At 67.3% G+C, this 11817-nt stretch carries 8 protein-coding genes; 4 read left to right on the forward strand and 4 right to left on the reverse strand.

The annotated features are described in order from the left end of the window. Nucleotides 1-163: 163 nt before the first annotated feature. From RM423_RS17735 to RM423_RS17750, 4 genes are all read left to right on the forward strand, one after another. On the forward strand, nucleotides 164-328 hold the full coding sequence (locus RM423_RS17735) for a hypothetical protein (protein WP_311424378.1): 165 nt from the start codon (nucleotides 164-166) through the stop codon (nucleotides 326-328). Further along, the gene (locus tag RM423_RS17740; RefSeq protein WP_311424379.1) at nucleotides 325-1638 is read left to right on the forward strand and encodes a cation:proton antiporter; all 1314 of its coding nucleotides are present in this window, start codon (nucleotides 325-327) and stop codon (nucleotides 1636-1638) included. The genes RM423_RS17735 and RM423_RS17740 overlap by 4 nt, the downstream gene beginning before the upstream one ends. A 278-nt stretch (nucleotides 1639-1916) precedes the next feature. Further along, entirely contained in the window at nucleotides 1917-2273 is a 357-nt protein-coding gene (locus RM423_RS17745) for a hypothetical protein (protein ID WP_311424380.1), read from the forward strand. Continuing rightward, complete coding sequence (locus tag RM423_RS17750; protein ID WP_311424381.1) at nucleotides 2240-3031, forward strand: hypothetical protein; 792 nt, start codon at nucleotides 2240-2242, stop codon at nucleotides 3029-3031. Before RM423_RS17745 ends, RM423_RS17750 begins: the two co-directional genes overlap by 34 nt. A 164-nt stretch (nucleotides 3032-3195) precedes the next feature. Here RM423_RS17750 and RM423_RS17755 read toward each other — a convergent pair whose 3' ends face one another. The 4 genes from RM423_RS17755 to RM423_RS17770 all read right to left on the reverse strand — a co-directional run bounded on the left by RM423_RS17755 (nucleotide 3196) and on the right by RM423_RS17770 (nucleotide 11778). After that, complete coding sequence (locus RM423_RS17755; protein ID WP_311424382.1) at nucleotides 3196-4734, reverse strand: GMC family oxidoreductase; 1539 nt, start codon at nucleotides 4732-4734, stop codon at nucleotides 3196-3198. Nucleotides 4735-4860: 126 nt separating this feature from the next. Beyond that, a complete protein-coding gene (locus RM423_RS17760) occupies nucleotides 4861-5442 on the reverse strand; it encodes a flavin reductase family protein (RefSeq protein WP_311424383.1) in 582 nt (193 codons plus the stop codon). Then, entirely contained in the window at nucleotides 5439-5909 is a 471-nt protein-coding gene (locus tag RM423_RS17765; protein ID WP_311424384.1) for an acyl-CoA thioesterase, read from the reverse strand. Before RM423_RS17765 ends, RM423_RS17760 begins: the two co-directional genes overlap by 4 nt. Then, the gene (locus RM423_RS17770; RefSeq protein ID WP_311424385.1) at nucleotides 5902-11778 is read right to left on the reverse strand and encodes a type I polyketide synthase; all 5877 of its coding nucleotides are present in this window, start codon (nucleotides 11776-11778) and stop codon (nucleotides 5902-5904) included. The genes RM423_RS17765 and RM423_RS17770 overlap by 8 nt, the downstream gene beginning before the upstream one ends. Nucleotides 11779-11817 lie beyond the last annotated feature (39 nt).

An 11817-nucleotide genomic window follows, 5' to 3' on the forward strand; every position in this document is an offset into this window, starting at 1 on the left:
AACCGATATTCTTCACCCTGAAGGTGCTCCTTGTTGACGACGATCTGGCCTCAAGAACCTCGATCATCGTTGACCTGGAGCACTTTTCAGTTCACCGGCACGCCGCCACCATGAAAGCCCCGGGCTAGCGCCTCGGCGCCCGCGCCACGTTAGCCGATCCGACGTGATCGAGCGGCTTGGCGAAGTCGATCCGGCGGCGACCGAGCTGCTGACGCAAGCAATCGCCTGGACAAGTGCTGCCCTTACGCGCGCCATCCGGCGGCTCGATGCGCGCGCTCTCTCTCGACTCGGTGAGCTGATCCTGGCTCGAGGAGACGAAGACAGATGACTTCGATCCTGGTGATGGCCCCGGTTGCTTCGCTCGCCGGACATCAGTTGCTGTTGTTCCTGCTTCAAATGGGACTGCTGCTTGGGATGGCCGTGCTACTCGGCGTGCTGGCCACTCGGCTGGGTATGCCGGCGGTGGTCGGTGAGCTGGCGGCCGGCGTGCTGTTCGGCCCGACCCTGATGCACAGAATTGTTCCAAGCTTGTCGGACTGGCTTCTGCCGTACGACGCCAACCAGATGCACCTGCTGGACGCGGTCGGCCAGCTCGGCGTGTTGCTGCTGGTGGGCAGCGCCGGTAGTCAGCTCGATCTCCGGCTGATCCGAAGGCATCGGCGTGGTGTGGCCTGGGTCGGCGCTGGCGCGCTGATCGTGCCGCTCGGGGTCGGTATTGTCACCGGCCTGCTGTTACCCCATGCGTTGCGGTCGGCCAGCACGGATCGCGCCGAGTTCGCCGTGTTCATCGGGGTGGCGGTCTGCATCTCTGCTATCCCCGTGATCGCCAGCGCGCTGATGCAGATGGGCCTGTTCGACCAGACCATCGGCCAGCTGATCATGGGTTCGGCGGCTGTGGACGACATCGTCGGTTGGCTCCTGCTTTCGGTGCTCTCCGCCACCGCAACCACCGGTTTCCGGATGGGGGCGTTGGGCAAGCCACTGGGCTACCTGGCGCTGATCCTGCTGGTCACCGTGACCGTTGGCCGGCCGGTGGTCCGGGCCGTGCTCCGGCTCGCCAACGCCTCGCCGAACCCAGGGTCCCGAGCGGCTGTGGTCGTGGTGCTGCTGCTGCTCTGTGGCGCTGGCACCCAGGCGTTGGGCATGGAGCCGATCTTGGGCGCCTTCCTCGGCGGCCTGCTGATCAGCTCGTCCAGGCTGCTCGATCTGTCCGCCTCGCTGGCGCTGCGCACGGTGGTGCTCGCGGTGCTCGCACCGCTGTTCTTCGCCACCGCCGGTCTACGGGTCGACCTCGGCTTGCTCGGCAAGCCGGCAGTGCTCGGCTCCGGCCTCGCGCTGCTTGCTGTCGCGGTTGCCTCCAAGTTCGTCGGCAGCTATCTCGGCGCCCGGATCGGAAGGCTGAGCCACTGGCAGGGAGTGGCGTTGGGCGCGGGACTCAACGCCCGCGGCGTGGTCGAGTTGATCGTCGCGGTGGTCGGGCTGCGGCTGGACGTGCTCAACCCGGCATCCTACACGGTGATCGTGCTGATCGCGGTGCTCACCTCGATGATGGCGCCGCCGTTGCTTCGGCTGGCCGTCAGCCGGATGCCGGCCGAACCGTACGGCTCGTCTGAGAAACCGATCCGGGCAGGAAGCTGATGTGGGTCAACGCCGCCTCAGCGCGCGCGGCGCTGTCCGGTCATCTGCTGAAGAACTTTGTCCTGATCGACCGGCATTAGAGCCGGGGACGACGGATCTGGTCGCAGGCACATGAAGCTACAACCACTCTGGCCCTTTCCAGCGCTTTCCCTGCCCGCGGCGACGCAGGCCAACCAACGACCGGAGGCACCATGACGACGACCACCCAGCCGCTCGGCGAGGAGGATCCACCAACCTCCGCGCGGCCATCCAGCGCGCTTTCATCGAGGCCATCCCGGTTGCGCCCCGGCCCGCTCACCGCGATCAGCCTGCTGCTTGGTATTGCCATCGCAGTGCTCTGGTCGGCCCGGCTGGTAGATGAGGACATTGGTGTCAACACCGCCAACGGCCTGCTCGGCGGCAATGCAGAATCGGCAAGCCTGTCAGGAACGGTGGTCCGGCTAGTATTCGCGCTGGTGACCGGCCTGGCCGGAACGTTCACCGCCTGCAACGTCGCCGTCTTCTCGGCCATCGCCCCGCACTTGCAGGACGATGCGACAATGTCCGGTCGTCTGCGGCGTGCCATGCGCCCCTTGGCTGGCTGTCGTTCGGTGCGATCATCGTGGCCGGTACTTATGGCGCGATCGGTGCGCTGATCGACAGCCACATACCGGAGCTGTCCACGGGCACGGTCGGATCGCACCACCTGCCGGTCAGGTTGTTGCAATCGACGATCGTGTTCGGCCTGATCGGCCTGGTCATGCTCTACCTGGGACTGGCCGCGCTAGGAGCGCTGCCCTCGATGGTGGACCGGCTGTCCGAACGGTGGCAACCCGCCGGATACGTGGTCGCCGGGGTGCTCATCGGAGGCTTTCTGATCGGATGGCCATGGCCGTTGTTCCACAAGATTTTTGCCCACGCCGCGAGTACCCACGACGCCGCGTACGGAGCCGCCACCTTCATCCTCGTCGCGGTTGACAACATGCTGGTGATGGGCTTGCTCTTCCTGGTATCGTCAATGACCCGCTTCCCCAATTGCGCTGGGCCGCAAGTGCACTCGAACCACCACAGCGACCGCGATGGCGTGGCTGGTCGGAGGATCTTTCTCCCTGGTTTACTGGGTCGTTCAACTTCCGGCGGTGTTCGGCATCGGGTGGTTCCCGAAGATGCCCTGGCATTGATGGTGATCCGCGCGGTGTGCCGCGGCAACACGGTTGTCGGCCCGCGCGGTCGGCTGACAAAGCGAAGACGTTCGAGTGGAGCGCGAGCTGTTTTTGCGAACGAGCCCTCGAAGGTTTTCGTGCCTTCCCGCAATGCCCCGTCGACCGGCCTCGGGTCCCCACCGTTCGTCACAACGGATGCACTTCGGTGCTGCTCAGGGGTGAACATGGGGTCACCGCAGCCGCCGCGGTGAATCGGTGGCGACAGCGGAAAACCTGCCGCTGCGAAGTCGGCCGACGACAATACGTTCGACGCCGGCCAGGGCGATGAGGACTCCAGAGATACAGCGTAGCGTCATCCAGCTCAGACGGGTGCGGCCCGAGCAACCGCCTGGAGCGGCCGCTCGGACCACCCGGCTCACATTCCCAGGAAGTGGTCGGACATCTTCTCCCCGATCATGATGGAGGTCAGGTTTGTGTTCGCACTCGGGATGTTTGGCATGATCGAAGCGTCGCAGACATAGAGGCCGTCGACGCCGTACACCGCGCCTCGACTGTCGACCACCGCATTCTGGTCGTCGGCCGGTCCCATGCGTGCGGTGCCGACCGGGTGGTACGCGCTGTCGACGCTGCTGCGCAGGTAGACATCCAGGATCTCGTCGTTCTCGATCATGGCGTCGTGGACGATCAATGGCCGTTGCATATGGGGTGCCAGTTGGTCGCTGTTCAGCAGGTCCCAGGCCAGCCGGACCCCTTCCCGCAAGGTGCTTAGATCCCGTTCGTCGGAAAGAAAGTTGAGATCGATCAGCGGCCGCTCAGCCGGATCGGCGGAGGTGAGGGTAAGCCGGCCGCGAGACTTCGGCCGCTGCCCGCAGACCATGACGCCGCCGATCACCGGGGCGCCGGAAAGCATCTGCAACTCGGGGAAGTACCGCAGGTCAAAGTAATTGATCATGTAATACTGCATGTCGTTGAGCTCGGTGGAACCGGTCGAGGTAGTACGCAGGATGGTCTGAAGGAACGGCATGGATCGGTCCCAGACACTGGCATCGGCCACCATGAAGGCTCCGGTGCGCGGATGATCGATCAGGTTGGCGCCCACACCTGGCAGGTCGACCACCACATCGATCCCGAGCCGGGCAAGCTCCGCGCGGGGACCGATGCCTGAGCGCATCAACAGCAGCGGGGTGGCCACCGAGCCGGCGGCCACGATCACCCGATCGGCTCGGACAGTCTCCGTCCCGCCGGCTCGTTCCATCTCGACTCCCACCGTACGACCGTGTTCGAGAATCAGCCTGCGGGCGAAGCTGTCGGCGACTACGGTCACGTTCGCGCGCTGCCGGGCAGGCGCCAGGTAGCCGATCGCGGTGGTGAACCGATGCTGGGCGTCCAGTCGGGTGGACGGGATCGATCCCACGCCGGTCGCGGTCGGGTTGTTGTGATCCTTGACGTCCGGAAATCCCCGGTCGATGCAGGCGGCGGTGAAGCTGCTCTGCAGCGGGCTGAGCTCTTCATCCGCGAATCGACGGATCGGGACCGGCCCATCGCTGCCGTGCCATTCGTCGCTGAAGTCGAGATCACGCTCCAGTTTGCGGAAGTAGGGCAGCACGTCCGCCCAGGCCCAGCCCTCGTTGCCGAGCGCGGCCCACTCGTCGTAATCTCTCGGCATGCCGCGCAGGCCGATCGTGGCACCCACCGCCGACGAGCCGCCGGTCAGCTTTCCTCGCGGGAAGCGGACCCGGCGACCGTCCACCGCTTCGGCTCGAAAGTCCCAATCATGATCGGCGAAGGACATTTCCCTTCCGTAGCGGATGGTGTCCGGCACCTGCCGACCGACCAGGTCCGGACCGGCCTCGATGACCAGCAGTCGCCGGGTCGGATCCCCGCTCAGGCGCAGGGTCAGCGCGGCTCCGGCGGAACCGCAGCCCACGATTATGTCTGTGTAATTGGAAGTCATGTGGTCTCCTCAAGATGCGGCCGGCCGGGCGGTGTTTCGACCGGAGCCGGCAATGGCGCCGGCGTGCCCTACTCGATCGGCAATGCGCCGATGGCGCCGATTGCCCGCCGGCGCTTCGTCGTGCTGTCACGTTGGTACCGATGCCGATCGCAGGGCGTCGGCCGTTCGGCGTGCACCGCTGTCACGGTGGGGCACGGTGAACTGCGATCGAGATAGGTTGTGGTATTCGCCCTCGTAGTACAGCAGCGGCTCGGCGGCGATGTCGGCACCGAAGTCGAGCACCCGGCCCAGGAAGATGGAGTGATCGCCGCCGTCATAGACCTGCTCGAGCCGGCAGTCCAGCCAGGCGTGTGAGTCGCGCAGCAGCAGCGCGCCGGTCTGCTCGCTCGTAGACCAGTTGCCGAGGGGGAACTCGTTGCCCACGGCATGGCGTGCAGGGTTGGCGAAGTGCCTGGCCACCTCTTCCTGAGCTGCCGAAAGCACGTTGACCGAGTAGCTGCCGAACGCCCGAAGGCTCTCGTGAAACACCGCGTCAACCCGGACGCAGACCAGCACCAATGGCGGCTCGATGGACACGGAGGTGAACGAGTTCGCCGTCATTCCGTGCGGCTGCTGGCCGCCGGTCGCCACCACGGTGATGCCGGTAGCGAAACAGCCCAGGGTGGATCGAAGCTGCCGCCCGACCGGCACGGCCTGGGGCGCGGTCATCCGCCACCTCCGGAGCCGGCCAGTGGGCGACGTTCCAGATTCACCGAGTAGGGCTCCAACGCCTGGCGCAACGCGGAAGGTATATCGACCGGCCTGGTGTCGTTGTTCGGGCCCCGCATGCAGGCGATCCGCTGTCGCCCCCGAGCCACCAGGTTGGTGCCGCCGCCCGGGCCGAGTCGCACGTAGTCGAAGCTGAATCCGAGCTGGCTGCGGGCCATGTCCTCCAGCCGCATCCTGATGGCGATCTCGTCGAAGGCGGTGAGCTCGGCGAAGAATTCGCACTCGCACTTGAGAGTGAACAACTTCAGATCGTTCTGTAACTCGGACAGGATTTCCGGTGCATTCTCTCGAAGGAACATCTCCCGGCACCGCCCTTGCCAACGAACGTAGTTCGCGTAGTAGACGTTGCCGACGAGGTTCGTTTCCTCAAGACCCACCAGATGCTTGAACTCGTAGTACTCAGACATCAGCCGTCTCCGACAGAAGTGTGATCACGACTGGTTCGGTCGCCGAACTCAGCCGGGTGCTGAAGCTGAGCACGCGGCTGCTGCCGGCTGAGAAGGTGGCCCAACTCGGCTCGGCGCCCTCGTCGGCCAGCGACAGCGCGGGCACTATCGCGTGGCCGCTCTTGCGCACGCACTCCACAGCCCCCCACACCCGAGTGCCCGCGACATCGAGCGGCTCGTTGCGTTCGGCTGCGAGCTGTTCGGCCAACCGGTATCCCGCGGCGCCGAGCAGGTCCCGCCAGACCGCAGGTTCCCGGTATCCGACCGGTTCGATGTCGCACGCCACCGGCGGCTCCGCGGCCAGAAGCAGGGTCACGCCGGCTCCGTGCGAGGCGCTGACCTGCCGGCCGTCGGTGCTTTCCGGCTTGCCGTCCGGCCGGTAGTTCAGCACCGCTTCATGACCGAGCGCCACGTGCGCCGCCGCGGCGGTGTTGGCTCGCCGGCTGACCGGCTCGCTACCGGTCGGGTCGGCGACCAGCACCACCCGGTGATGGGTTTCGCCGTGGTTCAGCCGTCGCTCGAGATGTGGCCCGAGCAGAGCGGGATGCCACGGTCCGGACCCCGGCGTCTTGCGCACCGCGTGCAGGGTCAGCCCGCTCCAGTGCGCGATCACCTTGCCGGACGGCGCGCGCAGGTCGAGGTCGTAGACGTAGACATCCCCGTCGCACTGCCGTTCCATGGCGTAGACGGTCACCTGGTCGGACTGGTTGATGGCCTGCGCGGTCGCGGCGTACAGCTTGTCGATGCCCGACGGCAGAAGCGTCGCGGTCGGCACGCAGCACTGGATGGCGTGCATGAACGCATCCCGGGCCCCTGGGTCGCCGAGAAGCAGCCGGTTGGGTAGATAGGCCGCGAACCACTGCTCGTCGTTGTGGACCGCTACCTCGGCCACGCAGGAGGTGGCCGAGCTGAACCGGTAGCCGAGCACGCGCTTGAATCTGTTGCCCTGGAACATGATCTGGCCATAGAGATCGCGGCCGGGATCAAGCGGCAGCAAGGGTGTCTGGTCGATGAAGGGCGGCATGACGGTGCCCTCGATCTCTGGGCGCGGCTGCACCAGGGTGGCCTTGAAGTGATCCACCTGGAACCCGGTCTCGTTGCTGCGGATCGCCACCTGCACCCGCCCCGGGCCGGTTACCTGGGCGGCGATCCGCATCGTCGCGCTTCCGTGCTTCGGCACGACCAGTGGCCGGAAGAACCGCACGTCCTCGAAACCGGGCACCGCCTGGTTGCCGGTCAATGCCGCCCCCGCCTGCGCCATCGCCTCCAGGCCCATCACCGCCGGAAATAGCAGGTCCCCGTCCAGGTCGTGGTCAGCCAGGTAAAGGTCGGTCCCGGCCGAGAGCTCGGTCTCGGTGATCAGCTCGACGCCAGCGATGTGATGCACCGTCCGATCGATGAAACGCAGCAGCGGCAGGGCGGCGTCGGCGAACCGGATGGTGGGCAGCCCCCGGACACGGCCCATCACGACCGGCACGGTCGGGGCGTCCGGCTGGTCGATCAGCCGGGTGCAGGCAGCGATGCCGGCTTCGGTGGGAATCGGCTCGATGCCGGAACGGATCAGCGAGTCCAGCACGCCGAGCCGCTCACCCATGCCCGACCCGGACCACACCGACCACTCGATGCACCGGCACCGGACCACCGGATGGGCCAGCGCGTACTCGCGGGTGCGTTCGGCCAGCCAGTCATTGGCGCTGGCATAGTGCCCCTCACCTGGCAGCCCCGCCCGGCCGATGATGCTGCCGAAGGTGACCAGCAGCCTCAACGAGTCCTCCTCGACACACCTCAGCACGTTCTCCAGGCCGCCGATCTTGACCGCGATGGTGCGGTCGAACTCGGCGCTGTCCAGCGCGGAGATGGGCTGCGGCCGATTCACTCCGGCGCCGTGCAGTACGGCGGTGACCGGACCCAGCTCGCCGCGGACCGCCTCGATCGCGCTCGCCACCTCGATGGCCCGGGTGACGTCCACCCGGTAGTACCGGCTGGTCACCGCGTGCTGCCCGATGCGAGCCAGGTTGGCCGCCAATTCCGGGTCGGTGCGTGGATCCGAGCGGCCGAACAGCGCGAGCTTGGCGCCGGTGTCGGCTGTCAGCTGTAGCGCGCATTCGGCCGTGATCCCTTTGCCGCCCCCGGTGACCAGCAGCACATCTTCGCTGCTCAGGTACGGCTCGAGCGATTCTGCCTGGTCCGGATAGTGCGCCAGCTCGGCGACCCGCACCGCCCCGTCCGCACCGAGATAGAACTGACCGAACCCGTCGGTCGCGGCAACGCAGCGAGCCGCCAGGCCCATCAGCTCGGCCGTGGGAGCCGCCTTGTCCAACTCCGGGTCGAGAATGAGAACCGTGGTCGAGACCTCCGGGTGCTCCAGGTACAGGGTTCGACCGAATGCCGCGGCACCATCGATGGCGACGAACCGCGCCGTAGCCGAACCCTCGCGTGCGGCCGCGATCATGACCTGCCCGGCATCAGGAGTACCGAGGCGAGGAACGTCCAGCAGCACTCCAGAACCGAGACCGGAGCGCTCCAGCCGCCGACCGAGCGCCTCGGCGAATCCCTCGGCCGACCGTGCAAACGCACGCCAGGAATCAGCCGGTGATGCTTCGGTCGACCGGGCCGTCGGCAGCTCGGCCAGCTCGATAGCGCGGAGCTCGGTGGCGAAGGCATGCACCCACGGGTCGAGTCCGTCGATCGCCGACCGGTCGACTTGGAAGGTGGATCCGCTGCTGGCCAGCTCATCCAGCAAGGTCGCGATGTCGCCGAGGCTGGCCGTGGCGTAGCTGGTCGCCACCTCAGGGGCCGGCAGCCCGCGCTCGCGGGTCGTCTCGCTCACGATCTGGCCCACCGTGATGCTCGAGAAATGCAACTCATCCAGCGGCAAGGTGTCGGCCGTGATGTGCTCCACCGGAATCTCGGCGCGTTGGGCGGCTATCCGACGCAGGGTGTCCAGGATCGATTCGGTCGACGCGCGGGCCGGCTCGACGATCGCCGGTGCCGTTGGCAGGGCGGTCAGGACAGGTGCCGGCGTCAGGACAGGTGCCGGCGTCGGGACCGGTTGGACGGCCAGCGGCTTGCCCGCACCGGCCAGCGGGCCAGGTGCGGCCTCGCACGGATTGGCGAAGAACCGGAATCGTTTACCGGTGCTCAACGGGCGGGTCAACCGATCGGTGAAGAGCAGCTCGGTACGGACCGGGGCGCCCACCGCGAATAGTGCGCCGACGGCCCTCAAGACGCCGACCAGGGATTCGGCATCCGTCTCTGTCGACACAACCGCCACCGAAGGCGCGACTTGGGCCGCGAGCTCGCCGAGAATGCTGCCAGGACCCACCTCGATCAACAGATCCGTTGTCTTCGCCAGCCCCGCCACCGCGCTGCTGAAGAGCACCGGCTGAGCGACCTGCCGCTCCAACAGTTCGGGGATGTCGACATCCGGCTCCAGCTCGGCGCCGGTGACGGTGGAGTGGACGCCTGACCTGACCTGCCGGAAGTTCTGCCCGGTCACGTATCGGCGTAGTCCGGCCGCCGCAGGTGCGACCGCGGGGGAGTGGAATGCATGCGACACCCGAAGCCGGACCGCGTCGATGCCGGCCTGTCCGGCCCCGGCCATCGCCGCGTCGAGCGCAGTGGCAGGACCCGCGATGACCGTCTGCTGCGGCGCGTTCAGGCCGGCGACCACCAGCGGCAGGTCGCCGATCAGCTCCCTGGCCTGCTCCTGGGAGGCACGCAGGCTGACCATGCCGCCGTTGCCGTCACTTGCTGAGGCCATGATCTGACCGCGAGCCGCGGCCACGTCCAGCACCGCGTTCTCGTCGAGCGCACCGGCCCAGTGCAGAGCGGTCAGCTCACCGAGGCTGTGCCCGGCCGCGCCGATTGCGCTGATGCCCAGTTCGGTCAGCAGTCGCAGACCGGCCAGCGATGCCGTGACGATCCGAGGCTGGGCGACCGACGTCGCCACCGCGTCGGGGCCGACCGGGTTCGGATGGTGGCGGTACAGCGAGTCCACGCAGGCGAATCGCCGCCGCAGCGCCCCGCCGTCGAACCGGCTGCCCGCGCCCTGGCCGGGGAACAGGTAGCCGATTCGCGGCGCTGTGGAGCCGACGCCGAGAAAAATTCCCTGCTTGGCCTGCAGCGCCTGCCGGGCGCCGGAACGAGCCAGCGCCTGCAGCGCGGTCAGCCGGCTGGTGGCTTCGTCCGGGGACGAGGCGACCACCGCCGCGCGAACCGGCCGGTCGGCCAGCTCGGACTGCAAGGTGGATGCCAGGTCCCCGAGTTCGGCGTAGGACAGCGACTCGGCGAAGGCCATCAGTTGCTCGGCGCGGTCGGCCAACTCGTCGGTGGAGTCGGCATCGAGCAGCAGAATCTCCGCGTCCTGACGTGACCGGGACAACCGTTGGGTGCGCTCGTCGAGCTCGCTGGGCGCTGCCTTCCCGGTGTCCCCTGACTCCGCGCCCTCCAGAACGATGTGTGCGTTGATGCCGCCGAATCCCATGGACGAGACGCCGGCCCGGCGCGGCTGGTCGGCCGGCCACGGTTCGGCGGCGCGCGGCAGCCTGAGCGTCGTGCCGTCGATCTGCTCGGCGGCCTCGACGGAACCGGTTATCGGGGGAATCACGCGGTGGTGCAGGGCCAGTACGGCCTTGAGCACGCCGGCGACACCAGCGGCGGCCTTCGTATGGCCGATATTTCCCTTGATGGTGCCGATCGGCAGCGGTGGCAGATCGGCCGCGGCGCGCCGGCGCGCTTCCGCGAACACCGACAGCTCGGTGGCGTCGCCCAGTGCGGTTCCAGTGCCGTGGCCTTCCAGGTAACCGAGGCTGCCGAAGTCGAATCCAGCTCGTTGATAGGCCCACTGGATGGCACGCAGGTGACCGGAAGCCTCCGGTCGGGTGATTCCGCCCTTGCCGTCCGAGGAGATTCCCCAGCCCCGGATGACCGCGTAGCGGCGCAGGCCGAGCGCTTGAGCGTCCTCGTCGCGCATCAGTATCAGCACACCGCAGCCTTCCCCCGGCCAGAAGCCGTTCGAGCGCTTGTCATAGACGCGCATCTCGCGCCGGGCGAGCGCGCCGGTCTTGGCGAAGCCGATCAGCTCGAAGGGATCGATGGACAGGTCCACCCCACCGGCCAGTGCGACCGACAGCGGACCGTCGGCGAGCGCGTTGCACGCGGTGGCGACGGACAGCAACGACGAGGCGCAGGCACCGTCCACGATGTAGCCGCCACCACCGAAGTCGAAGTGGTTGCAAATCCGGCCGGCGATGGTGTTGGCCAGCCCACCGGCCAAGCTGTCCTCATCGACGTCGGCGAACGGCGCCTTGTAACTGCCTTCCAGTCGGCTCAGGAAGCCCGTCACCGCCTCCGAGGACCAGCCGGCGTCGTCGGTCAACGCGGCGGCCAAGGTTCGGCGCACGTACGGCCAGCGCAGCCGCATGGTGCTGGCTCGTGTGAACTCCCCGGTCAGGCTGTTACCGATGAAAACGCCGGTCTGCTCGGTCGGCAGGCCCACGCCGCCGGCGAAGCCGGCGTCGGCAAGGGCTCGCGCCGCGGTGTCCAGCGCCAGCCAGTGGGTGAGGTCGGTTGCCCGGTAGGTGCTGCCGGCTATCCGGTACTTGACCCGGTCGAATTCGAAACCCTCGATCACCGCGGCCTTGCGGGTGTAGTGCTTGTCCTCGACGGTAGGATCGGGGTCGTAGTAGTCGTCTGGGTTGAGGCGCTCACTGGGGATGTTGCGGAACGCCCGACGGCCCGACAGCACGTTCTCCCACAGCTGCTCGGTGTCATCGGCGTCGGGGTAGCGGCAGGCCATGCCGATGACGGCGATAGATGTCGTGCTCACAGAGAATGTCCTTTGATTGGATGCTGGTTCGGCAATGCC

This window comes from Jatrophihabitans lederbergiae, assembly GCF_031845305.1.
In the GTDB taxonomy this organism is placed as follows: Bacteria; Actinomycetota; Actinomycetes; order Mycobacteriales; family Jatrophihabitantaceae; genus Jatrophihabitans_A; species Jatrophihabitans_A lederbergiae.

What these genes read in the sequence shown, in the direction of transcription:
- RM423_RS17765 (WP_311424384.1), bottom strand. Translation starts at nt 5,909, where the DNA reads ATGTCTGAGTACTACGAGTTCAAGCATCTGGTGGGTCTTGAGGAAACG.
- RM423_RS17755 (WP_311424382.1), bottom strand. Translation starts at nt 4,734, where the DNA reads ATGACTTCCAATTACACAGACATAATCGTGGGCTGCGGTTCCGCCGGA.
- RM423_RS17760 (WP_311424383.1), bottom strand. Translation starts at nt 5,442, where the DNA reads ATGACCGCGCCCCAGGCCGTGCCGGTCGGGCGGCAGCTTCGATCCACC.
- RM423_RS17740 (WP_311424379.1), top strand. Translation starts at nt 325, where the DNA reads ATGACTTCGATCCTGGTGATGGCCCCGGTTGCTTCGCTCGCCGGACAT.